Raw genomic sequence first — 25689 nt, 5'->3', positions numbered from 1 at the left:
TCCTGCAAGGGTATCCGAGATCCAGTCGTGTTGCTTCCTTCCTATTTTCACGTGCCACTGGGTTTGGGCACGGTAGTTTCTTGGGTTCCGTCACAAACCGCATGGTCCTTGATCCCTGCCATTGAAGTTTAGTTGTGGCTGGATCTTAAGGATTCAGGAAAGGTTTCTCGTGACCATTCGCAAGTGCTCAACGACAGATGTAGTCGCCTTCTTCTTGGCTCTGTGGGTCTGGGTCTGTCCTGTCTACGCCCAACAGCCAGTTGTCTATGTGGTTCCCGTTGATGGGATCATTGATTTGGGCCTGGCTCCGTTTATTCAGCGGGTGTTGAATGAGGCTGAGAAAGAAGATGCCAAGGCCGTAGTTCTGGAAATCAATACCTTCGGGGGACGGGTGGATGCTGCGGTAGTGATTCGGGATGCTCTGCTCAATTCGAAAGTGCCTACGGTTGCGTTTGTGAACAAGCGAGCCATTTCCGCTGGAGCGTTAATCAGTCTTGCCGCGGAAACTATTGCGATGGCCGATGGCGGTACCATTGGGGCCGCCACCCCGGTTCAAATAGGTGCTCCTGGTGGTCCTGCTCAACCCGTGGCGGAAAAAACCGTTTCATACATGCGAAAGGAATTTCGCGCAACGGCAGAAACTCGCAAGCGTCCCTCACTCATCGCCGAAGCCATGGTCGATGCGGACGTGGAAATTAAGGATGTCATCGACAAGGGAAAATTACTCACCCTCACGACCGAGGAAGCGCTGAAGCTGAAGGTCGCAGATTTTCAAGCCAATACTCTCGAACTTGTGTTAGAGTCGAGAAACCTTGCGAATGCCACGATTCGCTATGCGTCGGAGACCTGGGCTGAAACGCTGGTTCGATTTCTTACCAACCCAGCGGTCAGCTCTTTACTCATGACGCTGGGCATTTTGGGCATCATCGCGGAGATCCGCATGCCGGGGTTTGGAATTCCTGGTGTGTTAGGAATCACGAGCCTCGCTTTGTTTTTCTGGGGGCATGGGCTGGTCCGATTGGCAGGGTTGGAAGAATTCTTGCTGGTTGGGCTTGGCGTGATTTTAGTTGGCATCGAAGTGTTCCTCATCCCCGGGTTTGGGATTTTTGGGATTCTGGGGATTGCCGCACTTGTGGGCGGTTTGGGATTAAGCCTTGTTGGTGCAGGTGCGACATGGGAGGTGGTGTTGGACGCGATAGGTCAGGTTTCCATCTCTTTGCTCGTTGCCATTGCCCTGAGTTTAGTAGTCTTGCGAGTATTCCCGCGATTGCCGTTTGGCAAGCGACTGGTACTTAATAAGGAACTTGGAGCAAAAGAGGGCTATGAGTCGACACCGGATACCGATCGGCAATGGATTGGGAAACAGGGCACGACGGTATCTGATCTCCATCCCTCAGGCATTGCCCATTTCAATGGGCAGCGAGTGGATGTTGTCTCGGAAGGCGAGTTCATTCAAGCGGGGAAGTGGGTTGAAGTGGTGCATGTGGATGGAAATAGAATCGTGGTCCGGTCATGTGCGGAACCACCGGAAAGAGGTGAAACGTAATGGGAGCCGAAACGCAAGTCTTTGGATCACTCGGGTTACTTCTCGTCGTATTGGCGGGTTTGGGGTTTTTATTATTTCTGATTCCTATTCCGCTCTGGATCGCGGCTTGGGCATCCAATGCCTATGTGGGATTGATGACATTGATCGGCATGAGACTTCGCCGAGTGCCGCCGGGAACGATAGTCAATGCTCGAATCAGTTCCGCAAAAGCCGGGCTCGATATATCCATTAACGATTTAGAAGCCCATTTTTTGGCCGGAGGGGACGTAGAGCGGGTGGTCAATGCCATGATCTCTGCGGACAAGGCCAATATCCCGATGCCGTTTAAGCGAGCCGCAGCGATCGACCTTGCGGGGCGAGATGTGCTGGAGGCTGTGCAAATGTCAGTGTTGCCCAAAGTCATAGAAACCCCGCGCATTACGGCGGTGGCCATGGACGGGATACAGCTTATTGCCGTGTCCCGTGTGACCGTTCGAGCGAATATCGATCGGTTGGTCGGTGGAGCGGGCGAAGAAACCGTCATCGCGCGCGTTGGCGAGGGGATGGTGAGCACCATTGGGTCGTCTCCCACGCACAAAGCGGTGCTGGAAAACCCTGATAACATTTCCAAACATATTTTGAGTAAAGGGTTGGATGCCGGGACGGCGTTTGAAATTTTATCCATTGATATTGCCGACGTGGATGTGGGGCAAAACATTGGGGCGAAACTGCAGATTGATCAAGCCAATGCGGATAAACAAATTGCTCAAGCCAAAGCCGAGGAACGGCGGGCCATGGCGGTGGCCTTGGAACAAGAAATGCGAGCCCGCGTGGTGGAAGCCGAAGCCGAAGTGCCCAAAGCCATGGCCGAGGCCTTCCGGCAAGGAAACATGGGGATCATGGATTACTATCGCATGAAGAATGTGCAAGCCGATACCGCCATGCGCGATTCCATCGCGGGAGACGAAGAGGATCAATCGAGCGGACCTAAGTCATGAGCGTAGAAAGCATCATCTTTTTCTTGCTGGCGCTTTTCGTTTGGGGGCTTTCCGTCGCTGGTCGTTGGTTGCAAGAACAAATGCAAAAGCACTCCACCGATGGGGTGGAGTTTGAACCGATTGAATGGTCACCCCAACCTGAATTTGAGGAAGCGCCCAAAGTTCCTCCTGCTGAGGCGGCGAGCCCATTAGAGGAGCCGCCACCAAGGCCTCCTGTGACCTCTCAAAGTCAAAATGTCCGTACCACAACCCTTAGGCGTTTGGGTCTGGGGAGTCCCCAGACCCTGCGCCAGGGGATCATCCTGATGACGGTCTTGGGTCCATGCCGTGCGCTCGAATCATCAAGCGACCGGAGGACCTTCTAAGGGCATGTCGTTCCCGGATATTCGCTCCAGTATCCTCCTGACAGATCTGTATCAATTGACCATGCTTCAAGGCTATATGGAGCAAGGCATGGAGGAGACTGCGGTCTTCGAATTCTTTTCGCGCAAGATGCCGCCTCAACGCGGATTTTACATGGCCGCGGGACTGGAACAACTCGTAGAGTTTTTGGAGCAGGCGCGGTTTACGCCGGAAGAGTTGGAATGGGTAGAAAAGAGCGGATACTTCAGCAAGTCCTTCGTGAAATATTTAGAACGCTGGCGGTTCACCGGTGATTTGCACGCGATGCCCGAGGGCACTATCTTTTTTGCCAATGAGCCCATCGCACGTATCACGGCTCCGCTTCCTGAAGCGCAATTGGTCGAAACGCGCCTCATCAATCTTCTTCAATATCAAACCTTGGCGGCCTCAAAAGCCGCGAGGTGTGTACTCGCGGCATCAGGCAAACCTCTGATTGATTTCGGTCTCCGCCGTGCGCATGGAGCCGAAGCGGGATTGCTTGCCGCACGGGCAAGTTATCTAGCGGGCTTTGCCGGATCGGCCACGGTGTTGGCCGAGCTATTATTTGGCGTGCCGGTGTTCGGTACCATGGCGCATAGTTTCATTCAAGCGCATACAGTCGAAAGCGAAGCCTTCGAACATTTTGCCGAGGCGCAACCAGAAAATGTCATCCTGCTCATCGATACCTACGATACTGAAGAAGGAGCGAAGAAAATCGTTGCTCTGGCTCCGCGGTTAAAAGACAAAGGCATTGCCATTAAAGGCGTGCGACTCGATAGCGGAGATCTTGTTGATCATGCGTTCAAAGTACGAAAGATTTTGGATGAGGGCGGGCTCTCTGACGTGCAAATCACCGCGAGTGGAAATTTGGATGAGTATGCCATTCAAGCCATGGTGGCGGACCAAGCACCAATAGACTTTTTGGCCGTCGGCACCAAGATGACGGCCTCTGCGGATGTCCCGTATCTCGATTGCGCATACAAACTCCAGGAATATGCGGGCCGCGCCTGCCGAAAAAAATCGGAAGGGAAGGCGACGTGGCCTGGCCGTAAACAAGTTTATCGCCACTATGACTCGCAGGGGCATATCGATCATGATGTGTTGACCACTGCTGATGATTCCCAAGATGGAGAGCTGATCATCGAGAAGATTTTGGAATGTGGCAAGCGAATAAGTTCTCCCATTCCACTCCCCCAATCCCGTGAACATGCAGCGGCACAATTACAGCGGCTGCCGGAAAAACTGCGACTACTTCGAGAAGGTACCACGGTTGACGTCCAGGTCTCTCAAGCCCTGCGAGACCTTGCACAAGCCGTGGATGCTCAGCGTTGAATGGCGCACGAGTGAAGCTCGGCCGTATCTTCATCGGCACCTCCGGCTGGCACTATCCGCATTGGGTGGGGCCCTTCTATCCCAAAACAATGCCGACTTCAGAATTTATTTCATACTACTCCCGCCACTTTCACACCGTCGAAATCAATAACACGTTTTATCACCTTCCCTCAGTTGAAACCTTCGAAGCCTGGGGAAAGGGAACCCCCAAACACTTTCTTTTTGCATGCAAGGGCAGTCGATTTATCACGCACATGAAGAAACTTAAAGATCCGGAAGCCAGCGTTCAAAAGTTTTTTGACGCGATACAGGGACTGGGTCCCAAACTGGGACCGGTGTTGTTTCAGCTGCCGCCTCGCTGGAAAGTGAATCTGGAACGTTTGGAAAGTTTTCTAAAAGTGTTGCCAGGGAATCGACCATTTGCCTTCGAGTTTCGGGACGAGAGTTGGTTGCAGCAAGAAACGTATGATCTGTTGCGGCATTATCACGCAGGGTTGTGTCTGTATCACTTGGCCGGGAAAGTCACGCCAATCGAGGTGACGGCAGATTTCGTCTACATACGGTTGCATGGGCCGGGAGATGCATATCAAGGCTCGTATCAATCCTCCGTGCTGGATGCGTGGGCCAGAAAATGTGTGATGTGGATCAATGCGGGAAAAGATGTCTATTGTTATTTTGATAATGATGAACATGCCTATGCCGTGAAAAATGCCCTGGCCTTAGAGCGGAAGGTCATGAAGCGCCTGGAGCGGAGTGGGATCTCAGGGGTACCGAAAAGTCATCGTAGCACTTGAAGCAAGCGACGAGCGGAATCTTTATGAAAACGAAAATTCCTAGGCCCACATATTTGTGGCAAACCCAAAGGCGGCAGGCTTCGTGGCCTCAAAAATTTGGGACGGTGCTTCTCTGGGCAAAAACCCATAAAGTCGTGGCGATGCTGTCACTCTTGTGCCTGTACCTGCTGATTGAAATCGCCACCATTCCTTTCTGGTCCATCGCACAGCTTGAAACGAAAAATCCCGCCGAGACGGCCTTGATGCAACAACGCAGGGCGGAGGCGGAAGCCGAAGGTAAATCGTTCCATATCACGCAACACTGGGTACCCCTCTCTCAAATACCTAAGAATGTGCGTCGGGCTATTCTGGTGTCCGAAGATAGCCGGTTTTATTCCCATGCAGGGGTGGACTGGCAAGAAGTGCAAGAATCGGTGGAAACCAATTTCGAGCAAGGGAGAATGGCTCGCGGAGGCAGTACCATTACCCAGCAATTGGCAAAAAATTTGTATTTGAGTACCGACAAGACCCTGAGGCGAAAGGCCAAGGAACTCCTGATGGCGTATACCATGGAGTCGCAACTCTCCAAGGGTCGAATTCTAGAACTGTACCTCAATGTCATTGAATGGGGTGGGGGAGTGTTTGGGATTGAGGCCGCGGCTCAGCAATACTTTGGGAAATCATCGAGATTCCTGACGGCTGAAGAAGGGGCACGGTTGGCAGCCGTCATTCCACGGCCTTTGCAGTATCGACCTGATCAGAACAGCCCTTACGTGCGGCAGAAAAAGGACCTGATTTTACAAAGGATGAAAAAGGTCGGTTCGTAATAATCTGGGCAAACGAGTAGAAGGTTGGATGAGAGAATGATGGAAGGCCGTTGGGAATCGGAGGGAGTCCCAACGGCATTCCAGGGAAATATGGGAATCAGGGTTGTGTCATTTTCACATGCACATACTGCGTATCGTTTGAATAGGACGCTACTGAAGATGCTGCTATGGACTCCTGATTCAGACTTTCGGTAGAAACGGCCACATTGGGTGGGCCCGAGGTGTATCGCACTTGTTTGGTTGCCCCGCAGCCAATCGCGACTGTGGAGAAAACAACACCAACGATGAGCAAATTAATTAAACGAACACACTTCATAACGGCTCCTCCTTGTAACGAGGTGAAGAATTGAAAGCCCATGCACAACGTCTTTGTACTTTATCGGCAGTTTGAAAGAAGAAATAACGGAAGGAATCAAGAAAAAACCGCAAAGATTTTCATGAAAGCATAAGTTCTTGAAACTGGAAGGAAAAATGGAGGGGGATGTTTTTGCCCGTGAGTCGGTAAGGCTATTTGGTGAGTCCGACCTGCGGTTTACAAATGCAAGACCCTCATCCTACTGGAACCTACTCCCACTCATTCCAGCCAACTCCAGCCAAGGTTTTCACATATTCCGAAGTTTGACTGGAGTAGGCTGGAATGTTGTAGCGTTGAGCACAAAGAGAATTTTGTGGGCTACTGGTTGTTGTTCCACTTTAGGCAGAAAGGTAACCTTGATAGAGTTTGTCATGTTTATAAACAAGGGATTCAAGTTTTTGGCGATCTATGTTTACTTCCTTGACATCCACTCTGCCTCCAAGACTTTGCGGGGCGGATGTTTCAAGGTTAACATTATCAATTGTCACCACTGCTTGCCATGAGGACATCCTGGATGATTTATCCTCAATTTGTTTGAGTAGACCTTTGTCTAAGAGCAACAATTTTGTAGCTCTGGTCCCTGTTGCATGAGTCCCGCCAAGCATAATAATCCGACGTCCAAGTTCATAAGACTGTTTGTGAAAAATATTTGGTACATTGGTGATGATGAGATAATCATTAGCGATTTTATCATTGCGTGTTTCTGGAATTTTAAGAAGGTCTTTACTCAGTCTGATACCCCAATTTGGAATAATAATCTCCTGATCTCTTACCAACCTTTTGCAATAATGCCCTTCTTTCAAGAGTAGATCTCCGTTAAGTTCATACAAAAAAGGAAATTCAAATGTTTCGTTTGGTATAAAATGGTGTCCGTTCCTTCCATCGCCTCTTATTTCTTTATATTGCATAACTGTCCGCGCCACGATGTTTGATGTTGGACTTCCAAAGCAAATTAGATTGCCTGAAATTCCAGTTTTAACGCTTCCTGAAATATCTTTAATTCTCTCATCGAGATCAAAAATCACCGATTTAAAGGGTTGCGCTGCTTCAACGGTACCTTTAGTCAGTTCTGCACCTACAGTTGGGTTATGGGAAGCGGGGAGAATGGCAATGTTCTCACCAGTCCCCAGAAAGACTCGTTTTATTAAAGCTGTTAATTCTCGATCTTCAATGATTTGTTGGGGAATGTCTTTGCTGAAAAAAGTTTCTTGCACCGCATCACTAATTTTATTTTGAAATGGGTTGATAATACCTGCTGCAAGATAACCACCTATGGCAGTCAGACCATATCCGGAAAGCTTCAGGAACTTACGACGATCCATCTCGAAGAAGTCTTTTTCCTCTGTCACGAATCTACCCCTATTTGGAAGCTAATAATTCATTTCAACAAAAGGGTTAGCCTTTTCTGAAAATCGAAAATTTTCAAAAACCTTCTTGGGGATTCACAGAAATTTACTTACTTTTAAGGCAATTTTAATTTCCATTCAGGGTATCAAAAATAACTGCTTTTGATTCTATGTTGTTTAATTTGAGTTATATACTACTAATCCCAATGGGCGTTTGCTTATGGTGTACTTATTGTTTAAGGGACCCATTCGGCACAAAATCATTTTCTGGCTTTTTGGCCGGAATTTTGGTCAGTCGGCAGAGTGACTACATGCTGTTTTAGTCTTTCCACTGTCTTGGGCCCAACACCTTTAATTTTTTTCAAATCCTCGACATTAGATAATGGCATTTGTATTCTCAGCTTAACAATTTGCTTTGCAATCCCCCGAGTTATTCCTGGAACTATTGCGAGTTCCTCAAGTGAAGCTGTATTCAGGTCTACTTTAGTTGGGCCTGCGACTTTCTTCCTAACCTCAAAAGGTGCAAACTCCAGTAGGTCCCCGAGCGTCAAATAAGTGTAAAGCACCGATCGTACTGCTTCCTCATGAGTTACTTTCGCATGAACTCCTTTGGACGCTTTTCTATCCAAGCGGTGTAGAAAAGATCCCAGGTAATCGACGTGAGCTTTTGCTAAATCTTTATCTGAGCTTGCGGGAAGATTTTCATCAAGAAAGGCCCAGAGGCGATTTATATATTGCGGTTCACCTAGGTCCCTGTCGCCTGCTTTTGCAGTTGTTGGTGGATAGATGGCATCGGCAACCGCTTTGATTACACGGCGACAAACAGTAAGAGCTAAGGACCAGTCCTCGGAATTCCCCGAACTAAGCCTCTCATAGGCCTTCATGAACTGTTCGATTGCATCGGGGCAGACATCTAAGAGCAGGTTGTCAACACGATCACGGATAAAATCAAAATGTTGCTTTGGTATCTCACCAAATGCAAGCGCCGAATACAGCCTGGCTGCCCTTACTGAAGCAGCATTTGCGACAGATGACAAGGTGGACATGAGGTTATTATGATAATAAGTTCCGTCGTTCCCAGTTTTACTTTTATTAAATTGTTCAATCTTTTGTTCGATAATTTCGACGCTTTCAAACCCTCCACCAGCTTTATTAAAACGGGGGTTCAACTCTTCAATCTCAATGGATGCCCTTATTTCCTTTAGTGCTGGGGCAAGAAATTTCATAAAATACTCTTTAGCTTCACCACCCTCGTAATTTTTAATTTTCAAGACATAGTGGCCTAGATGAAATTTACACCAACTTGAAAGTTCAGCATCATCAAGGAGTTCTGCTGTTAGCTCAAGCTTCCTGATAGCACGTGTAACGTAACCATGTTTTCCACTTTGAAGCTCGTGAACAACTTCCTCAAGAAGTTGAAGGCATCGTGAGCTCTTACCTGACATAAGAATTCCTCTATAAAGACAATCCAATTAGTTTCTTTTTGAACCAGCCTCTACGTCACTCTTAACTCTTTGAAAAATCTCATGGCGTAGTGTGTGCCAATCAGGAGGGTTTTTGAAATCGGGAAATATTCCTAGGGAATACGGAATGGGATCAGGTTTCAAATTTTACGGGGATGACTTCCACGTGGACTTTGGCGAGACCCTTGTTGTAGAAGCCGAGACGTTTGGCGGCGCCGGCGCTGAGATCGATGATGCGTTTGCCGGAGTGAGAATTGTTGATGCTTGGGAAGGGACCGCGGTCGTTGACTCGGACGATGATCGATCGGCCATTTTCCAGATTGGTCACTTTTACGTTGATGGGGAGCGGCAGATATTTGTGAGCGGCCGTGAATCCATGGGGGTCAAAAGCTTCGCCATTGGCCGTCATGTGTCCGCCTTTTTGAATGCGTGTTTCATAGCCATACCAGGAGGCGGTGCCGGTTTCCTCGTATTTTTGCGCTTCTTCCATCGTCATAGGCACATAGCGTCGGCCTTTGACGACGTACGGCGCGGCTTTGACACGGCCTTGGCGGATGGCTTCTTTCACCGGCAATCCATCGATGGTTTCCAGGTCGTTATTCGTAAGGGGCCAATCATCTGGCGCCCGCACCACGTTAAAGGTGAATCTGCCAATGTGGTAGACCACTCTGCTGACGCCAGCGGTTAGGTGATACGCGCCCTTCACCACATAGTATCCGCCTTTGACGGTTCCTTTGGTAATGTTCCATCCGGTTTCAATGACGCTGCATCCCGGCAAGAGCAGTCCCGCAAAGAGGAGCATGAGTTTGATGCTAAGCTTGGTCTTATTTCGGTGAAACATGGTGGTCCTCTCACAACCTAATTAAATACCCGTAGTAATTGTCCATTCTTTTGCATCACTTTTCAACTCAAAACTTCGGCATCTTGATCTCCCACCTTTCTTGAGCGCTATGTCTGTGCGGTGTTGACCCAATGTGATACAGTGCCCAGCCGGTCACGTGACGGTGCATTGTATCCATTAATATCCTTCTGGCGTTTTGCCAATCACAGGTTGTTTTCTGGATGAATCAAAAGAGTTTGCAATTTTGTGTGGTGTTGGGGCTTGGCCTGCTTTCGGTCCTGTGGCATCTCGACATTTCGCTGTTTGTGGAGGACGAGGGCTTGTATGCGGCGATTATCGATCGAACGTTTACGCAAGCGAACCCTTTTCATTTGGAATTGTATGGCCAACGCTATTTGAATAAGCCCCCACTGTTTTTTTGGATGGAGTCATTGGCCTCGACATATTTCACGCCTTTGGTTGGAAGTATCGAAGTGGCGTTGCGCCTTCCCGAGTCGATGTTCAGTTTGGGGACGCTGTTGCTGACCTATCATTTGGGTGTGATTCTATTTTCCCCATTGGCTGGGTTTTGGGCGGGGGTCGTGGTAGCTACCACCTTTCTTTTTTACTGGTATGGGCGATTGGTCTTGATGGACCCAGGGCTGACTTTTTTTATGACCGCGGGTATGTATTGCTGGGCACGCGCGTATTTTCTTGAAAAACAAAGTTGGTGGTATGTCGTCGGATTTGTGTTCCTCGCGGGAGGGACGATGTTTAAGGCGGCGCATGCGCTGTTGCTCCCCAGTCTCACGCTGCTGGTGTATTTCGCGTGGCAATGGGAATGGAGTGCGCTGCGACGCTGGCCTGTGTACGTTGGCCTCTTTGTCTTTCTCGCGATGGTGGTTCCTTACTATTGGGTCTTAGGCCCGGAGTTCCGCGAGAACTTTTTCTTTAAGGAAAGTTTAGATCGTGTGGTAACCGACACTATAGGGAATCAGCCGTTTCACTACTATTTGAGAGTGATGTGGTTTGATTTTTTTCCCTGGTCAGTGTTGATCCCCTCGACGTTTGTCTTGCTCTGGTATGCGCGGCCCTTTGGTCCTAAGTCCAAAGAGCTTTTTTTATTGGTATGGATGTTGGCCTACTTCGCGGCCTTTAGCGTCGCTCATGGAAAAACCGAGCGGTACTTGTTGCCGATCGTGCCGCCGGTCGCGTTAGCGATTGGGTATTTTTATCATTCGGTGCTTGCCGATCCTCGGCAGAAGATTCAATGCGAACGCCTGTTGAAGATCCTGCTTGGCATCTTTTGCCTTGTCAACGTGGTGGGGCTGGTTGCTGGTCCGGCAATTTTAGAATGGCAGCGTGGGATATCGCTTGAAGCCTTTCCTTTACCCTATATTATGGTGATGATTGGATTAACCCTGTGGCTCATGTGGCACGTGATTTCCTCCCGTATTCACATTGCACTGAAGGGCCTAGGAGTTATCGCCGCTGGATGGATGCTTGGCATTATTGGCTTTCTTTTGCCTGCCATGGATATGGCGGGTTCTCCGCGAACGATGTTTCTGGAAACCAAAGCCTTGCTGCCCCATCCCAACGATTTTATTCTGACGTTTCAGCATTGGGATTGGCGCGGCGATGAAGATTTATACTATTGGCAATATCGTCACCCAGGGGCGAATATCATTGGCTATCAAAAAGAATTTGGCCAGGCGGTCCAGGAACTTCGGGAACTGGTGATCCGGAAAGGCCAGGTTGTGATCCTCATGACTTATGAGCAATTTGCAAAATTGGAGGGGGCACAGGTAGCTTTGAAGGTAGAGCGATTTCGCTACCTCAATCGAGGGAAGCACAAGATTGTCCTGGTTCGTGTGGTTCGCGATTCTGAGAAAATTTTTGACACTCATAGAAGAATCGAAGATGGGTAATAAGGGGAGTTGGAAACATCCATGAAGGGAATTATCCTCGCGGGGGGCACGGGCAGTCGCCTGTATCCACTCACAAGCGCCATCAGTAAGCAGATCTTGCCGGTGTACGACAAGCCGATGATCTATTATCCGCTGTCGACGTTGATGCTGGCTGGGATTCGCGACATCTTAATAATTGGAACCCCAGAGCATTTGCCGCTGTTTCGTCAGTTGTTAAAAGATGGTCGGCAATGGGGGGTGCAGTTCGCTTATGCTGAGCAGCCTCACCCCGGTGGGCTTGCTCAAGCCTTCATCATTGGGAAAGGGTTCATTGGGCAGGATGGTGTTTCGCTTATTTTGGGCGATAATATTTTCTATGGGCATGGCCTCTCATCGATCCTTCAGCAGGAAGCACAGGAAACAAAAGGGGCTACGGTGTTTGGGTACTTGGTCAAAGATCCTGAACGCTATGGGATCGTTGAGGTAGATGCCAAAGGCCGAGCGATCGGATTGGAGGAAAAGCCAAAGGATCCTAAGTCTCATTATGCCGTCACCGGATTGTACTTTTATGATAATCAAGTGGTGGATATCGCTTCCCAATTACAACCCTCGGCGCGCGGGGAGTTGGAAATTACGGATGTCAATAAGACGTATTTAAAGCAAGGTGCCTTGCGGGTAAGACTCTGGGGACGCGGTGTCGCGTGGCTGGATATGGGGACATCGGAGTCGTTGCTTGATGCGGCGAATTTCATCGAAGTGATGGAACGCCGTCAGGGATTAAAGATTGGTTGTGTGGAAGAGGTGGCTTATCGCATGGGCTATATTGATGCCGAGCAGCTGAATCGATTAGCGGATGACATGGCCGGGACAAGTTATGGGGAGTATGTGCTGAGAGTGCTCAATCCCAGGGGCGTCAAACCTTCATGAAAATTGTGGAAACGAGATTGCCGGGAGTGCTGCGAATCGAACCACAGGTGTTTGGTGATAGCCGAGGTCTGTTTTTCGAAACCTGGCAGGCGAACCGCTATCAAAAAGCCGATATCTCCGGTCCGTTTGTGCAATCCAATTTCGCGCAATCTCAACGAGATGTCATTCGAGGATTGCACTATCAGCTGAAGCATCCGCAAGGAAAATTGGTCTGGGTCACCAGAGGGGAAATTTTCGATGTCGTGGTGGATATCCGGGTAGGATCACCAACGTTTGGTCAGTGGGTCGGTGAGGAGTTGTCGGATGTCAATCATGTGCAACTGTACATTCCTCCTGGGTTTGCTCACGGCTATGGTGTGATTTCTGAAATCGCCGATGTGCAGTATCTCTGTACCGACTTTTACGAACCCAACGATGAATATGGCATTCGGTGGGATGATGAAATGCTGAAGATTACCTGGCCCATCTCGGCACCCACAGTTTCGGAAAAGGACCGATTATTGCCCAATCTGAAGGATGTTTCCAAAACCACTCTTCCCTTGTTCGATCTCTCCCCGTGAAAATTCTTGTCGTCGGAAAGCAGGGCATGCTCGCCCAGGAGTTACGGGAGAGCTTCAGTGCAGCTGGAATCGATGTCGTGGGTGTCGGTCGTCCCGTCATGGACTTGTGTAACCCCGACACCGTGAGAAATGCTCTCCTTCATCAAACGCCATCTTTCGTTATCAACGCTGCCGGGTATACCGATGTTGACCAAGCCGAATCGAACCCGGATGTGGCATTTTCCGTGAACCGCGATGGCGTTCAAACCTTGACTAAGGAAAGCCATCGTCTCGATATCCCTCTGGTTCATGTTTCCACCGATTATGTGTTTGATGGGAAGAGCCGTCGGCCTTATCGTGAAGATGATCCGGTATCTCCCCTTGGTGTGTATGGGCGAAGTAAATGGGAAGGGGAGGAATGTGTTCGACACCATCAGCCCAAACACATTATTCTTCGAACCGCCTGGCTCTATAGCGTTTGGGGGCGAAACTTTTTAAAGACCGTTCTCCGCAAGGCTATGAATGGGGAAGAGTTGCGAATTGTTCAGGATCAAACCGGGTCTCCCACGTGGGCAAGAGATCTTGCGTCTGCGATCGTGATTGTGACGAAGGCGATTTTGGATGGCCATCATGAACCGTGGGGGACGTATCATCTGTGTGGCGGTGGCCATACGACATGGTATGGTTTTGCAAAGGCAGCGGTGGAGCAGGCGAAACAGGTATCGTCATTTTCAAACAAGCCCATTGTGCCGATCATGTCGGATGATTATCCTGCCGTGGTCAAGCGACCAGCATATTCTGTGCTCGACTCCAGCAAAATTCAGCGCGTGTTTGGTATCCAGGCGCTGCCATGGGAAGATCGTGTGCATTACTGTATTAAGGAGCTTATGGCATGTCCGGATTTACTCCGCGTACCATCCTCGTGACAGGTGGGGCCGGATTCATCGGCTCCAACTTCGTTCGTTATGTGCTTTACGTCAACAACGCCGTGAAGGTCGTGAATCTTGATGCGTTGACCTATGCCGGCTCGGAGGAGAATCTTGTCAATCTGCCAGATCCCAATCGACACACGTTTGTGCATGGCGATATCTGTGACCATGACTTGGTCAGTTGTCTGTTGCAGGAGCATGCGATTGACACAATCGTACATTTCGCTGCGGAGTCTCATGTCGACCGTTCCATCGCTGGCCCCGAGGCCTTTATTCGTACGAACGTGCAAGGCACCTTTACCTTATTAGAAGAAGCGCGAAAATACTGGTTAGAGCATCAACATTGGGATGAGGCGCGATGCCGCTTCCATCATATTTCCACCGACGAAGTGTATGGGACGCTAGGGCCTGGTGATCCCCCGTTTACGGAAACCACGTCATATGCGCCCAACTCTCCCTATTCTGCGAGTAAGGCCGCTGCGGACCATTTTGTACGGGCGTATCAGCATACATATCTATTGCCAACCACCACGACCAATTGTTCAAACAATTATGGGCCGTACCAACATTCGGAGAAGTTTATGCCTACGGTTATTCGCGCCTGTCTAAAAGGGCAGCCAATACCGGTGTATGGTGATGGTTCGAATTTTCGGGACTGGCTCTATGTGGAAGATCACTGTGTCGGGATTTGGAAGGTGATTGAGAAGGGAAGAATTGGCGAGACTTACAATATTGGCGGCTCGAACCATTGGAGCAACCTCGATATTGCCACGTTGTTATGTCGAACTGTGGCCAAGGTCACTGGTGAGACCCCCGACAAGATTTTGTCATTAATCAGTTTCGTCAAAGACCGGCCAGGTCATGATTGGCGATACGCCATTGATTCGCGAAAAATCCAAACCGAACTCGGTTGGCAACCGGCCCACAGTTTCGAGGATGGCATCCGAAAAACCGTGGAATGGTATTGGGAGAGAAACGAATGAATTTGACTCTAAAAACTTTCTGACTTCGAATGTGTTATGAGTGAGTCCGCTTGCTTTGCTGTTTTCGATTCCATGCACTTTGCCAATGTTGAATAAACCGACGAGTGTCTCCGCTACCAAATTGAAACTTCTTCCAGCCTATGCAGGGGTGGATTCGATTGAAGACGCGCTTCGAATGCCTCGGGCTCTCCGATTATTATGGCTCGAAATTTTGGTCAATGAGCGTCTTGATGTTCCTTCCTGGCAACATCTTCCAGAGGTGCGAGAAGCGTATACCAAGGCCTGTCGTTGGTATACCTCGTATCGAAGCGTACTGAATGCCATTCTCTCGCGAGAGTCCCTTCCCCATGATCCTGGCCCCATAGATTTTCGAGAATATCGAACCTTCGCCGAGGCCCTTCGATTTGTTACCACTCAATATTGACAAGATTATTCAAGAATTAACCCAGTACGTTCGGCAAACTGGTACGAGTGTTGATCTCATTCTCGTCGGTGAACTTGCACTCCAAGCCTATGGATTGACGGATCGAGTGACGATGAATGTCGATGGGGAACTCGTTGGGCAATTAAATGAACTTGTCGAATTTCTTCAAAAGCGACAAGTGCCAGCTGACCTCGGGGAAAACATGTCAGGATGGTCTGTTGTCGCCATGCCACCTGGTTATCGAGATCGGACAACAACCTTTTGCCAAGATTCAGGACTAACCCTGCGTCTTCTTGCACCCACAGACTTTGTGATTGCCAAACTTCGGTGCGGAACAGAGATCGATCTGGAGGATGCTGAGTACGTGGTAAAGAAGTTTTCCCTTTCAAGCTCAGATATCCAGAAAGCCGCCGAGTCGGCTATTGCTGCCTCCCCAAAAGATACGGCGCTATTCTTGTTCAATAAAACTATCAAGGTCTTCTGCCAACGATTAGAGACCAAACCTTAAGTTTCGCTAGTGTTTGTATTAAACTGAAACGGTCGTCTCGCGTAACTGGCGAATGACTTCTTCCGTGGTCAGTACCGTATTAGCCATCATTCGATAGTTAACCAAAGCACTCTCATAGCCGTTTCCTTCAGGAACTTTCGCTCCAGCGGTGGCGTCCTTGACGATGGCCACTTCAAAACCTTGCTCAAGAAACTCTCGCATGTGTGATTCCACACAGAGATTTGATGACATTCCAGCGAGAATAACCTTGCTGAATTTCCGTTTTCGGAGTTGCAGGACAAGATCGTTTGTCTCGGGACCGTAGATTTTGTGGGGGCTCACCACAATGGTCTGTCCGTCTTCAATGTACGGTTTAAATCGGTCTAGCCAATCGGCACCAGAATCTTCAAAATCATCCAAATTTAACGGATCGATACGATCGAACATGCTGATGCTGTGCATGACTGCTTCCAATGTTCCTTCAAACTTCCATCCGTGGTCTGATGGATAATAGTAGTGCGGCGAAATGAATACTTGGATGTTGGTTTCCTTGGCTGTTCGAAAGAGAGCATCAAGATGGTCAACGGTGTTATTTTCAGTCACGCTTTCGCCGACCACGCTCCAGGCTGCTCCACTGGGGTTTAAAAAATCATTCTGTGGGTCGGTGATCACTAGGGCTGTTTGCTCTGGAACAATCTCCATTCCTGGATTTGGGAGTGCCATGATGTTTCTCCTTTATTACTGGTTGAATGATTTAATTGTGATAAAACCGTTCGTGCACAATCCGACCGTCTTTCCACTTGGCAACCACCACTTGCTCCACATGAACCGGCGTTCCATCAGTCGCTACCCAATCCATGACGGTTTCATAAAAGGTGACATTGTCGCCGATGGCTTTGGCTGTCACGTCGAAGCCTTTCCATTCCTTGACCGTGCTCAGAAATTGTTTTTCGCGTTCAAGATTGGCCGCACGTCCAACCGTTGGTGTTTGGGTGTTTTCCTGCATCACCACATCATCTGTATAAAAGTCATTCATGGCATCGAGTATGCGGCCTTCACGAATGTACGAAAATAATTCTTCGAGTCTGCTTTCAAGGTTCACTGTAGTGTAAGTACTCATGGTATGTGTTCTCCTTATGTTGGGTGAAAGGATTACGCGACCGCGAGTTCTTCGACTTCAGGGAAGTCGATTTTGGTTTGGGCCACGTGGTTGAAATAATTGGTGAAGATGGTTAGCGCGACATTCGCGATAATTTCGGCGATCTCCGCATCGGTCACACCGGCTTTCCGAAGGGTGCAAAGTTCCGCATCAGTAACCCACCCGCGATTCACGACCAGCGCACTTGCAAATTCTAAAATGGCGGCGTCCTTCGTATCCGGTGACTCTCCCTTGCGGCTATCCCGAATGGCTTCTTCGCTCAAGCCTACGGTACGTCCAATGGCGGAGTGGGCGGCGAGGCAGTATTCGCATTGATTGTCTTGTGCCACGACCAACGCTATTTGCTCGCGAAGCTTTGGGGAAAGGTCACCTTTGCCAAGCGCTTGAGAAAAATTGAGATAGGCTTGGAGGACGGCTGGCGAGTTTGCCATGGTCCGCATAACGTTGGGCGCGAAGCCCAGTTTTTTCTGTACTCCTTGCAGCAACTGTTTGGTCTGGCCGGTGGCGAGCTCGGGTTGAATGGTTGGCAATCTACTCATCATGATTTCTCCTTTTGATGGAAATTTTTATCGTTGTGTGCTTTCTATTCCAATTCGCGTGCCAGAGAAATTTTGATCGAAACATATTGAAATATTTATACTTTTTACGTTTTATGCGTCATGGGAACAGAACGAATTTCCGTTGTTGATGAGGTGTCAGGTATAATCCACGAAACTTCGTGGAAGGAACTATTGGATACGCCCGCAGCGATATTGGAGAAAAGAATATGAAACCCGAGAAAATCTGTCCGACGGAATTCGCATCCTTTAAATGTTTGGTGTTGGATATTGCGCAGCAGCGATCGCTTGACGATCTCTTACAACTCATCGTGACGCGCATGGCGTCGCGGGACGATGTGGCCCTGGTGCGTGTTTGGCTCAAGCGACCGGGTGATATTTGTGGAACCTGTCGCATGCGGGAAGACTGTGCCGATCAAACGACCTGTTTGCACTTAGTGGCGAGTGCCGGCAACTCGGTGGTGAATCCCAATGAAGAATGGAATCGATTGAATGGGAATTTTCGTCGGTTTCCCATTGGCGCGTGTAAGGTTGGCCGCATTGGAAAAACGGGAGAACCGGTCATTATCAATGAAGTGGACGATGACACGACCTGGATCGCCAGGCAGGATTGGGCCAAGCAAGAAAGCATTCATGGGTTTCACGGCCAACCCATTATGTATCAAGGAGAGATCTTGGGGGTGTTGGGAGTTTTTACACGTGCGCCCATCGCGGAAGATGCACCGGGGTGGTTGCGAATGATTGCCGATCATGTGGCCGTGGCTATCGTCAATGCGAATGCGTTCGATGAAATCGAGCGGTTGCAAGAACAACTCAAATTAGAAAATACGTTTTTGCGGGAAGAGGTGTTAGAGGCGCAGGCGTTTGGCGACATCGTGGGGCAAAGCCCGGCGTTGCGTGCCGTGCTGCGTCAAATCGAACTCGTCGCGCCTACCGATGCCAGCGTGTTGATTCTCGGAGAATCCGGAACGGGGAAAGAACTCGTGGCCCGAGAAATTCATGGACGTAGCCTGCGCAAGGACAAGCCCCTCGTGAAAGTCAACTGTGCCTCGATTCCGCGGGAGCTTTATGAAAGCGAATTCTTCGGCCATGTCAAAGGCTCGTTCACCGGAGCGCTTAGAGATCGTGCTGGGCGGTTTGAAGTGGCGGATGGGGGCACGTTGTTTTTGGATGAAGTGGGCGAGATTCCACTTGAGTTGCAAAGTAAACTGTTGCGTGTCCTTCAAGAAAACGAATACGAACGCGTTGGCGATGAACGAACGAGGAAAGCTGATGTGCGCGTCGTCGCCGCGACAAATCGTGATCTCAAAAAAGAAGTTGAAGCCGGTCGATTTCGACAGGATCTGTATTATCGATTGAATGTGTTTCCATTGGAAGTCGCCCCTTTACGCGAACGCAAAGAAGACATTCCTCTTTTGGCTACTAACTTTTTAGAACTTACCTCGAAGAAAATGAATTGTTCCAATCCACCAAGACTGACGCAGGCGCATGTCATCGAACTGCAAAAATACGATTGGCCTGGGAATATTCGTGAGTTGCAAAACGTGATCGAACGGGCCGTGATTACCTCGCGCTGCAGCACCCTCCAGTTTGGCTTGCCTACTGTGTCGGATTCGGTACGTTCTTCATTACTAGGAAGGAAAAAATCCGTCAGCCCCGGTCAGGCTGAAATCATGACCGAAGACGAAATGCGTGATTTCGAACGCGAGAATTTGAGAAAGGCGCTGGAGAAGGTCAACTGGAAAGTCTACGGCGATGACGGCGCCGCAACCTTACTCCGCATCAAACCTACAACCTTAGTTTCCCGCATGCAAAAGATGGGGTTGGAAAAGCCGAATTGAAAGACAAAAAAAGACTGATGGAAATGTATTATTGCAGGGCTTGTCCTCTGATTTTGCGTTGAAAATAAATCTTATCCATTTTTCTTGTTGACAATAACAATTCACGCTAACCTGGAAAATTTCCACATAAACTTCATGCTCCCTAACGCCGGTTTATGTTTATGCGGTCCGAGTGCATTTGCTTTGTTAAGCATGACTATGTCCAATGCTGAAGCCTTACAGCAATTGGTTTTACCATACGAAATGACTTAGTTACTCCATCACCAGCATAGCCGCACGAATTTTGAAAAAATGCCATTTTGTCTGAAGAGGTCCATTTATTGGTGATTGAACCATAAATCCTTGAATCTAGGAGGCTATTTTTACCGTCCGAGCACATAACAATAACTCTTGTTTCAGAAAATGGATGGATCTCATCAAAAGAGTAAAGTGGAAGCCTAGCTGCTGCAATCACAGCCTTTGTGAAAACACCATTGCATTTTAGGCTTTCATTTGGCTTAGAAGTAGTGACTACTTCCAAAAATGTTTTCAATTGCCGAGATGCATTAAGAACAAAACATAGTATTTCCCACATTAACGAGGTAATAGAAAAAACTTGACGCTGATTGTCATGAAAAATTTTATTTGGCCCGACTACTCCATCATGAACACCTTCAATAAAGTAGCCATGCAAACAATGAGGGGTATCTCCATGCAGTATTTCTAGAGAATAAAGTCGGAGGCGTGCTTGGTGATGCTTAATTGCATTTATGCTGGCCGAGATCAAACCCTTATGTTTTTTTACTGTGTTTTCTAACTGCCTAGCAGGTTTTGATGACTTATACTTTTTCTTATCAGGAAAAAAGCCTTTTGCAATAAGAGCCACATCATCAACATGCTCTGCTGCTGCATACAGCGCCAATTCTAAATAATCAATAACTTCTTCTCGAAGTTCATCCTTTCGTCTTAAATCATCGACTTTTATTGAGGATTTGAAGTACGCCTCAAGTTTAATGCAACATTTAGTAAGCTTGTCACATATCCTTGATATTGAAGTATTATATATTCCTAAAGGCGGCCTAAGATCATTGGATGCGTGGAAGCCTTCGTTGGGATCAAGATCAGTCAGAATCTGCAAAGCCTCTAATGCGCTTTTAGCTCCCTCTGATATGTCAATTGTAAACTCTTGCTTCATTAAATATACTTCTTTGTTTTGATGAATTGCCTAACGCTCGAGTTCAGCCGCTGCCGAAGCAGGGCGGTAAAACGAGGCCAATTAAGAAATAGGGTCAGACTTGATTAAAATTTCTTAGCCGTTTGAAACTTTCTTAAATCTCTCAAATGTTTATGAAGCATTACTGATATTGAACAGCAAGGCGGTAGAGACCTTGTGTGCCGCTCCATTGCCCCACATACACATAGTATGATTCATTGGGCGCCGGTTGAAATTCATAGCGAAGATCCTGACCGGCGTTATCGGCGCCGGCATGCCACAGTTCTTTTTTGACCCCATTATATAGCACCAGGTAGGGCCGGAGCGTGCTGGATTGATTGCGAAGGGTAAGGGTGATTTTTTCGAAGTTGGAGGATGTCTTAAAATGAAAATAGTCATGGTCTCCGGAATCCATGATATTGGCTTCGGCTTCTTTTCCCATGGAGAGCGGCGCGGCTGTTTGAAGGTCTTCATTGGGTTCAAATCCATCGAATTTTTGTAAAGCACTTACCCGCAAGGCATACTGCCCCGCCGTATTACTCCATTGTCCTACGTAGACATAATATTTACCGCTAGGAATCGCAGGAAATCGGTACGATAAGTCTTGGCCTGAGTTCTCCGCGCCTTGATGCCAAAATTCATTTTTTTGACCATTATAAATCGCCAGGTAAGGGCGATATCCGTCCGTGTGATTCTGTAACTGAATTTCCAGCATATCGCGATGGGTGGGAGGAGTTTCGAATACAAAATAATCGGCATCGGAAGGCTCAGTGAGCGCGCCTTCTATGGTTCGTCCAGGGGTCATGTTGCTCGCCTGCTTAAACACATTGTTCGGCTCGTTTTCCCGCGTTCCCTCTTTTTTTTGGCCCTCTATTTTCCTGACGATATCCTTGGCCGCCCCAATGTTTGAGGCTTCCATGAGGTGTGATTTGGCTGATTCCACCTCTCCATCACGATACTTCAAGAGTCCCAGGTTATATTGCACGTGAGGATCGGTCGGCGCTTGGGCAATCGCTCGCTGATAGGATTTTCGTGCCTCGGTGTACTGTCCGGTTGAGGCATACAGCGTGCCCAGATTGTTTTGCACGGAGGGTAAATCCACTTGCTTGGTGATTTCTTGAAAGAGAGGGAGCGCGGCTTCGTATTCTTTCCCCCTCACCAGATTTACACCTTTCTTGATTAAGGTCAGCAGGTGATGGTCGTTCAAGGATTGCCCTGTTATTTGGGTAAACTCCTTGATAATGACATCCGTAGTGTTGAAGTGGAGATCCCCGGAAAATTCTGTATTGGAAATAGTGATGGAATCGGCTTCGTCCTTACCCGTGAATTGCGGTAGGATGCCAATCACCGCGATGGCCAATGGGACGACGATGAGGATAAGCCACCAATATTTTTTGGGATATTCCGCCGACATCGTCACACCCTCCCTGGATTGATGTGCGCGAAGAATATTTAGGCGGTACGCTACCGCCATAGATCTAATTGTGCAAGCAAAAATGGGCGCTGTGGGTTGAGTATATTTCCGTGAAGGAGGGGCAGGTTCCTTCCCCCCCCTGATCGACCTGTTAGACTGAGGAAAATTTTTTGAGGAGAATCTGTGGCTTCCAAAAGTATGCTTTTTGCGGCAAATTTTTACTATTGGAGAGAGGTCAATAAGTTTTCCTCAAAGGCGTACATTGAATGAGAAATCTTCTTGTTCCACTAGCAGGAACTTCCCCTTGCAATAGTTGATCACTCAGCGCATGCTCTGGATTGTTTTCTTGAAAATTCTCCTGATGTGTTTTAGCGCACAAGAAAATCTTTTGCTCACGTAATCGGGGTTTGGAGTCAAGAAACTCCTCTTGCATGACGGTCAATCTTTTTGAGAAAGGAGGGATACTATGGGAGACAAGGGCGGAAAAAAGGATAAGGAGAAAAGTCAAAAGCAGAAGGCTAGCCAACAGGCGAAAAAGAAGAAGGGTTAATATATCTAAGCTTTATCCTTTCAAAAATATGGTGGGCTTTGTTTCGGCAAAGTCCACCATGCCTGACGGAATGAAAATCAACGGTTTTTATTTTGGTTTTCATGTAAGAGTGCATATGACTCTTTCTTCAATGTCTGGGCACTCTGCAAAAACGAAAGTTATCCAATGGCGATTTGGGTTGATGCCGATGCCTGTCCAAAGGTGATTAAGGAAATTTTATTTCGGGCCGCGGAGAGGACAAGTGTAATGGTCACGCTTGTGGCGAATCGGCTTCTCTATACTCCTCCTTCTCCCTATATATCTGCGCTCCAGGTTGTCGATGGATTTGATGTGGCTGATTCTGAAATCCTCCGAAGAATGGAGGTCGGGGACTTGGTGATTACCGGTGATATTCCGCTTGCTGCGGAAGTGATTGCAAAGGGTGGACATGCATTGGATCCACGCGGTGAGCTGCATTCTGCTGATACCATTCAAGCCCGGCTAACGATGAGGGATTTCATGGAAACTCTCAGGGCCAGTGGAGTTGAGACGGGTGGTCCATCCGCGATGACACAGCGGGACCGTCAGTTATTTGCCAAACACCTCGATCACTACTTACTGAATCTCGCCAAGCTGAACCAAAAAGCAGAGTAGTTCCGGCTTCTCCTTTGCTCAAACCCTTGCTGGGTGTCGATAGATTATCCCTGCGACTCGCTGCTCTCGCTAGCCTTGCAGAGCGGGTTCATGAGCGATGCGGAAGCCGTCAGTCGTGGCGGGTCAGGGTTAATGTGAAGCAACTTTCCCGTTGCCCTGGATTCTTCTGCCGCTGCCTGACTTTCAAACTGTTCTCGACGGATCTCTTTTCCTCCACGGCTTCGATAGACTAACTCGTCCGTTTCCAGGTCGTATTCTGGAATTTCCGTACTCTCCCAGCGATTTTCAAAGTAATGGGCGTAGAGCGTATACAGTCCATGATCTTTGCGATTATGCCGCATGACATATTCGGGCATATCCTGGATATCCAGGTCGGCATGGTAGTGCTGGAGCCAGAGGTAATCTCCGAGGATGACCATTTTGATCAGGGGCGGATCGGCATACAACTTAAGTTTGACAGCCTTTCCCATGGCCTTGAGCCGTTTCAGCAGGTCAATACTCTGACGGATTTCTTCACGAAATGTCGCCAAGGTGTGCTGGGGATGACCCATGGCTTGGATTCGCGCACTGGCTTCCTGCCCATTGGGGTTCACCAAGAGAATTTTCGCTCCTAAACATTTATCGAGGACGGACGAGAGATCGCCCACTTGATCGACGAAGGTGCTGTAGCCGCTTGATCCAATGACCATAATAGTACGGCCCGTGCCTTGTTCTTCTTTGAGTTGTTTAATGTGATGCTGCGCCGCTGGCGTGCGTTTAGGAAAAAATGACACGAGCCCGGCCCCAGTGGCCACGGCAGCCATCGAGCGGTCTCGGATGCTGCGATGGATATAGCTCAGGACCGCGATGAGCAGGACGGCCACGGTCATTTCCATGCAAATGATGGAAAATTTGTCATGCTCCACGTGTGACCAGAACGTCAAGAATTGTTTGGCGCCTAATGGTAGTAAGAGCGCGATGCCCGCGCTGAGCGCCACGATAAAAATGTGATAGAGACTTCCTCCGGCATCCCGAAGAAAGGTACGAATGGTGAACCACGATGTGTGAAACAAGAACATACCTCACTAAAATGATAGAAATATCCTGACGACCTTGTCGCAATGATCAGGCAAGCCATACGCCGTAACGCTGTAGTGGAATGCTTGGCAGATGCGGGATGGTGACGTTTGGACAAAAAAAAGATCGTGATTGACTCCATGTCTGCCTGGGGATTGTTGCCCCCGATTTCAGGAGTGCTTACACGATTGACTATCAATCTAACATGGATGTGGTGTTCCCACAAGGGCCTGTCTTCGCCAAAGGATAGGCCCTTGCTTGCCGTTTAGGTGCTATGTGGTCGCGAGGCTTTTTTCCGGCGTGAAGTCGTCTTCGGAAAAGGACCGTGCATCAAATTGATTGTAGTCGCACAACAGTTCTTCTCCGGGGTGAATGTCGTGTAAGGCAATGGTGCGAATCCCTGGTTCTTCAAACGTGTTGGGATGATCCGAGTGATTCATGAATCGAGCATCATCCCCACAGAGAATCCATAGATTCATTTCCGCGGAAAAGTAGGAGTATTTTCTGGTGTGGAGTTGAGCGGCTGGCGAAAGGTTCTGAAATTCTTGATCGGTGTAGCCCACATCGAATTTTGGATCGAAATGCCAAATGACGGTTTGGGCAGGGATGAATTGGTCAGCAAAGAGACCAATGCCATGAATGGAGCTGGGAAGAATGATAGTGCGAACAAGCAACATGGCTAGTTCCATTTTCTGCTCTTGGAAATACCAGAGCGCAAGTTGTGATCATTCTAACTCCTCTGAGTTGATTCGATGTCGTGAATCAATCCGGGGTGAATGTAGACTACGGTTCAGCCGTAGCGCTGTGTATTATGAGACAAATGGTCGTCTTGGAAGCTAGGAGTTTCTCAACAATGAGAGCCTATATAGAATGACCGACATCCCCTTGTCCCGACGACTTATTTATTCTACCCTGAGACGGGTGCATTGGAACGATTTCAAAGTCCTACACCGATTTTGCGGGCAGGAAATTAATACAAACCTTTGAATTTAGCAAGAGGAAAAACTTGGACTTGGCGCACACATTTTTGGAGGGAGTTGGGGGAGGTGGTGGCCCAAATTTTGAAGGCTGTGAGCCCTTATAGCCATCCTGATTGATACACCTAGGATTTCCATTTTGGTTCAACCATATAGCTGTTCTAACCCCCTAAAATGTTCAATGTTTTATGAATTCTTCATGGTCCACGCTCCTGGTCCCGAGAAGTTCTCTGAACTCTACTGTCCTGGTTAATATCCCTAGTAAAGTTTAAAGTTAAGCTTTGTACAGTCGAG

Annotated in this window: 27 protein-coding genes; 16 read left to right on the top strand and 11 right to left on the bottom strand. The window is 48.5% G+C overall.

Annotated features, from left to right (window positions below; all coding sequences use genetic code 11):
- The first annotated feature begins 169 nt into the window (after positions 1-169).
- From PPG34_RS17160 to mtgA, 6 genes are read left to right on the top strand one after another with little or no spacing between them, the layout of a single operon-like run.
- Entirely contained in the window at positions 170-1546 is a 1377-nt protein-coding gene (locus PPG34_RS17160) for an NfeD family protein (protein ID WP_313834669.1), read from the top strand.
- On the top strand, positions 1546-2523 hold the full coding sequence (gene floA, locus PPG34_RS17155) for a flotillin-like protein FloA (RefSeq protein ID WP_313834668.1): 978 nt from the start codon (positions 1546-1548) through the stop codon (positions 2521-2523). Before PPG34_RS17160 ends, floA begins: the two co-directional genes overlap by 1 nt.
- A complete protein-coding gene (locus tag PPG34_RS17150) occupies positions 2520-2888 on the top strand; it encodes a hypothetical protein (RefSeq protein ID WP_313834667.1) in 369 nt (122 codons plus the stop codon). Before floA ends, PPG34_RS17150 begins: the two co-directional genes overlap by 4 nt.
- A 4-nt stretch (positions 2889-2892) precedes the next feature.
- The gene (locus PPG34_RS17145; protein WP_313834666.1) at positions 2893-4236 is read left to right on the top strand and encodes a nicotinate phosphoribosyltransferase; all 1344 of its coding nucleotides are present in this window, start codon (positions 2893-2895) and stop codon (positions 4234-4236) included.
- Positions 4233-5030 carry a DUF72 domain-containing protein gene (locus PPG34_RS17140; protein WP_313834665.1) on the top strand — a complete coding sequence of 266 codons (798 nt, stop codon included), beginning with the start codon at positions 4233-4235 and terminating at the stop codon, positions 5028-5030. The genes PPG34_RS17145 and PPG34_RS17140 overlap by 4 nt, the downstream gene beginning before the upstream one ends.
- Positions 5031-5053: 23 nt before the next feature.
- On the top strand, positions 5054-5836 hold the full coding sequence (gene mtgA / locus PPG34_RS17135; RefSeq protein ID WP_313834664.1) for a monofunctional biosynthetic peptidoglycan transglycosylase: 783 nt from the start codon (positions 5054-5056) through the stop codon (positions 5834-5836).
- 97 nt (positions 5837-5933) lie between these two features.
- On the opposite strand, the gene PPG34_RS17130 is transcribed toward mtgA, so the two are convergent.
- From PPG34_RS17130 to PPG34_RS17115, 4 genes are all read right to left on the bottom strand, one after another.
- Complete coding sequence (locus tag PPG34_RS17130; RefSeq protein ID WP_313834663.1) at positions 5934-6152, bottom strand: hypothetical protein; 219 nt, start codon at positions 6150-6152, stop codon at positions 5934-5936.
- A gap of 377 nt (positions 6153-6529) precedes the next feature.
- Entirely contained in the window at positions 6530-7540 is a 1011-nt protein-coding gene (locus PPG34_RS17125) for a hypothetical protein (protein WP_313834662.1), read from the bottom strand.
- 257 nt (positions 7541-7797) lie between these two features.
- Positions 7798-8982: a ComEA family DNA-binding protein gene (locus PPG34_RS17120; RefSeq protein WP_313834661.1), complete on the bottom strand. Its 1185-nt coding sequence runs from the start codon at positions 8980-8982 to the stop codon at positions 7798-7800.
- 151 nt (positions 8983-9133) lie between these two features.
- Positions 9134-9841, bottom strand: coding sequence for a septal ring lytic transglycosylase RlpA family protein (locus tag PPG34_RS17115; RefSeq protein ID WP_313834660.1), 708 nt, complete (start codon positions 9839-9841; stop codon positions 9134-9136).
- Between the two features lie 221 nt (positions 9842-10062).
- On the opposite strand from PPG34_RS17115, the gene PPG34_RS17110 reads away from it, so the two are divergent.
- The 7 genes from PPG34_RS17110 to PPG34_RS17080 are packed head-to-tail and all read left to right on the top strand — an operon-like array spanning position 10063 to position 16037.
- A complete protein-coding gene (locus PPG34_RS17110; protein WP_313834659.1) occupies positions 10063-11748 on the top strand; it encodes an ArnT family glycosyltransferase in 1686 nt (561 codons plus the stop codon).
- 21 nt (positions 11749-11769) lie between these two features.
- Positions 11770-12654 carry a glucose-1-phosphate thymidylyltransferase RfbA gene (rfbA, locus tag PPG34_RS17105; protein ID WP_313834658.1) on the top strand — a complete coding sequence of 295 codons (885 nt, stop codon included), beginning with the start codon at positions 11770-11772 and terminating at the stop codon, positions 12652-12654.
- Positions 12651-13214: a dTDP-4-dehydrorhamnose 3,5-epimerase gene (gene rfbC, locus PPG34_RS17100; protein WP_313834657.1), complete on the top strand. Its 564-nt coding sequence runs from the start codon at positions 12651-12653 to the stop codon at positions 13212-13214. The genes rfbA and rfbC overlap by 4 nt, the downstream gene beginning before the upstream one ends.
- The gene (gene rfbD / locus PPG34_RS17095) at positions 13211-14119 is read left to right on the top strand and encodes a dTDP-4-dehydrorhamnose reductase (protein WP_313834656.1); all 909 of its coding nucleotides are present in this window, start codon (positions 13211-13213) and stop codon (positions 14117-14119) included. Before rfbC ends, rfbD begins: the two co-directional genes overlap by 4 nt.
- On the top strand, positions 14086-15105 hold the full coding sequence (gene rfbB, locus PPG34_RS17090; protein ID WP_313834655.1) for a dTDP-glucose 4,6-dehydratase: 1020 nt from the start codon (positions 14086-14088) through the stop codon (positions 15103-15105). Before rfbD ends, rfbB begins: the two co-directional genes overlap by 34 nt.
- A gap of 40 nt (positions 15106-15145) precedes the next feature.
- Complete coding sequence (locus tag PPG34_RS17085) at positions 15146-15529, top strand: hypothetical protein (RefSeq protein ID WP_313834654.1); 384 nt, start codon at positions 15146-15148, stop codon at positions 15527-15529.
- The gene (locus PPG34_RS17080) at positions 15510-16037 is read left to right on the top strand and encodes a DUF6036 family nucleotidyltransferase (protein ID WP_313834653.1); all 528 of its coding nucleotides are present in this window, start codon (positions 15510-15512) and stop codon (positions 16035-16037) included. Before PPG34_RS17085 ends, PPG34_RS17080 begins: the two co-directional genes overlap by 20 nt.
- 18 nt (positions 16038-16055) lie before the next feature.
- On the opposite strand, the gene PPG34_RS17075 is transcribed toward PPG34_RS17080, so the two are convergent.
- From PPG34_RS17075 to PPG34_RS17065, 3 genes are read right to left on the bottom strand one after another with little or no spacing between them, the layout of a single operon-like run.
- The gene (locus tag PPG34_RS17075) at positions 16056-16739 is read right to left on the bottom strand and encodes a cysteine hydrolase family protein (RefSeq protein WP_313834652.1); all 684 of its coding nucleotides are present in this window, start codon (positions 16737-16739) and stop codon (positions 16056-16058) included.
- A 31-nt stretch (positions 16740-16770) separates the two neighbouring features.
- A complete protein-coding gene (locus tag PPG34_RS17070) occupies positions 16771-17136 on the bottom strand; it encodes a SnoaL-like domain-containing protein (protein WP_313834651.1) in 366 nt (121 codons plus the stop codon).
- Positions 17137-17168: 32 nt separating this feature from the next.
- Positions 17169-17714, bottom strand: coding sequence for a carboxymuconolactone decarboxylase family protein (locus PPG34_RS17065; RefSeq protein WP_420888112.1), 546 nt, complete (start codon positions 17712-17714; stop codon positions 17169-17171).
- 227 nt (positions 17715-17941) lie between these two features.
- Between PPG34_RS17065 and PPG34_RS17060 the strand changes: the two genes are divergently transcribed.
- Positions 17942-19573 carry a sigma-54-dependent Fis family transcriptional regulator gene (locus PPG34_RS17060; RefSeq protein ID WP_313834649.1) on the top strand — a complete coding sequence of 544 codons (1632 nt, stop codon included), beginning with the start codon at positions 17942-17944 and terminating at the stop codon, positions 19571-19573.
- A gap of 196 nt (positions 19574-19769) precedes the next feature.
- Here the strand turns inward: PPG34_RS17060 and PPG34_RS17055 are convergent, their stop codons facing one another.
- Positions 19770-20747, bottom strand: coding sequence for a hypothetical protein (locus PPG34_RS17055; RefSeq protein ID WP_313834648.1), 978 nt, complete (start codon positions 20745-20747; stop codon positions 19770-19772).
- A gap of 160 nt (positions 20748-20907) precedes the next feature.
- Entirely contained in the window at positions 20908-22239 is a 1332-nt protein-coding gene (locus PPG34_RS17050; RefSeq protein WP_313834647.1) for a tetratricopeptide repeat protein, read from the bottom strand.
- A gap of 371 nt (positions 22240-22610) precedes the next feature.
- Here PPG34_RS17050 and PPG34_RS17045 point away from each other — a divergent pair, with 371 nt between their 5' ends.
- Positions 22611-22934 (top strand): hypothetical protein, encoded by a 324-nt coding sequence (locus PPG34_RS17045; protein ID WP_313834646.1) that lies wholly within the window; start codon positions 22611-22613, stop codon positions 22932-22934.
- Positions 22895-23362, top strand: coding sequence for a YaiI/YqxD family protein (locus tag PPG34_RS17040; protein ID WP_313834645.1), 468 nt, complete (start codon positions 22895-22897; stop codon positions 23360-23362). The genes PPG34_RS17045 and PPG34_RS17040 overlap by 40 nt, the downstream gene beginning before the upstream one ends.
- 44 nt (positions 23363-23406) lie before the next feature.
- Here PPG34_RS17040 and PPG34_RS17035 read toward each other — a convergent pair whose 3' ends face one another.
- The gene (locus tag PPG34_RS17035; protein ID WP_313834644.1) at positions 23407-24414 is read right to left on the bottom strand and encodes a hypothetical protein; all 1008 of its coding nucleotides are present in this window, start codon (positions 24412-24414) and stop codon (positions 23407-23409) included.
- Between the two features lie 276 nt (positions 24415-24690).
- Positions 24691-25095, bottom strand: a complete 405-nt coding sequence (locus tag PPG34_RS17030; RefSeq protein WP_313834643.1) for an SET domain-containing protein — start codon at positions 25093-25095, stop codon at positions 24691-24693.
- Positions 25096-25689: the final 594 nt, after the last annotated feature.

The organism is Candidatus Nitronereus thalassa, from assembly GCF_032191465.1.
GTDB lineage: Bacteria > Nitrospirota > Nitrospiria > Nitrospirales > UBA8639 > Nitronereus > Nitronereus thalassa.
Note: the sequence above shows the minus strand (reverse complement) of the source record. Positions and strands in the feature narration are given on the sequence as shown.

What these genes read in the sequence shown, in the direction of transcription:
- PPG34_RS17075 (WP_313834652.1), bottom strand. Translation starts at nt 16,739, where the DNA reads ATGGCACTCCCAAATCCAGGAATGGAGATTGTTCCAGAGCAAACAGCC.
- PPG34_RS17130 (WP_313834663.1), bottom strand. Translation starts at nt 6,152, where the DNA reads ATGAAGTGTGTTCGTTTAATTAATTTGCTCATCGTTGGTGTTGTTTTC.
- PPG34_RS17110 (WP_313834659.1), top strand. Translation starts at nt 10,063, where the DNA reads ATGAATCAAAAGAGTTTGCAATTTTGTGTGGTGTTGGGGCTTGGCCTG.
- rfbA (WP_313834658.1), top strand. Translation starts at nt 11,770, where the DNA reads ATGAAGGGAATTATCCTCGCGGGGGGCACGGGCAGTCGCCTGTATCCA.
- floA (WP_313834668.1), top strand. Translation starts at nt 1,546, where the DNA reads ATGGGAGCCGAAACGCAAGTCTTTGGATCACTCGGGTTACTTCTCGTC.
- mtgA (WP_313834664.1), top strand. Translation starts at nt 5,054, where the DNA reads ATGAAAACGAAAATTCCTAGGCCCACATATTTGTGGCAAACCCAAAGG.
- PPG34_RS17145 (WP_313834666.1), top strand. Translation starts at nt 2,893, where the DNA reads ATGTCGTTCCCGGATATTCGCTCCAGTATCCTCCTGACAGATCTGTAT.
- PPG34_RS17050 (WP_313834647.1), bottom strand. Translation starts at nt 22,239, where the DNA reads ATGGCGGTAGCGTACCGCCTAAATATTCTTCGCGCACATCAATCCAGG.
- PPG34_RS17030 (WP_313834643.1), bottom strand. Translation starts at nt 25,095, where the DNA reads ATGTTGCTTGTTCGCACTATCATTCTTCCCAGCTCCATTCATGGCATT.
- PPG34_RS17055 (WP_313834648.1), bottom strand. Translation starts at nt 20,747, where the DNA reads ATGAAGCAAGAGTTTACAATTGACATATCAGAGGGAGCTAAAAGCGCA.
- PPG34_RS17070 (WP_313834651.1), bottom strand. Translation starts at nt 17,136, where the DNA reads ATGAGTACTTACACTACAGTGAACCTTGAAAGCAGACTCGAAGAATTA.
- rfbB (WP_313834655.1), top strand. Translation starts at nt 14,086, where the DNA reads ATGTCCGGATTTACTCCGCGTACCATCCTCGTGACAGGTGGGGCCGGA.
- rfbC (WP_313834657.1), top strand. Translation starts at nt 12,651, where the DNA reads ATGAAAATTGTGGAAACGAGATTGCCGGGAGTGCTGCGAATCGAACCA.
- PPG34_RS17045 (WP_313834646.1), top strand. Translation starts at nt 22,611, where the DNA reads ATGACGGTCAATCTTTTTGAGAAAGGAGGGATACTATGGGAGACAAGG.
- PPG34_RS17115 (WP_313834660.1), bottom strand. Translation starts at nt 9,841, where the DNA reads ATGTTTCACCGAAATAAGACCAAGCTTAGCATCAAACTCATGCTCCTC.
- PPG34_RS17150 (WP_313834667.1), top strand. Translation starts at nt 2,520, where the DNA reads ATGAGCGTAGAAAGCATCATCTTTTTCTTGCTGGCGCTTTTCGTTTGG.
- PPG34_RS17060 (WP_313834649.1), top strand. Translation starts at nt 17,942, where the DNA reads ATGAAACCCGAGAAAATCTGTCCGACGGAATTCGCATCCTTTAAATGT.
- PPG34_RS17065 (WP_420888112.1), bottom strand. Translation starts at nt 17,714, where the DNA reads ATGAGTAGATTGCCAACCATTCAACCCGAGCTCGCCACCGGCCAGACC.
- PPG34_RS17040 (WP_313834645.1), top strand. Translation starts at nt 22,895, where the DNA reads ATGGCGATTTGGGTTGATGCCGATGCCTGTCCAAAGGTGATTAAGGAA.
- PPG34_RS17120 (WP_313834661.1), bottom strand. Translation starts at nt 8,982, where the DNA reads ATGTCAGGTAAGAGCTCACGATGCCTTCAACTTCTTGAGGAAGTTGTT.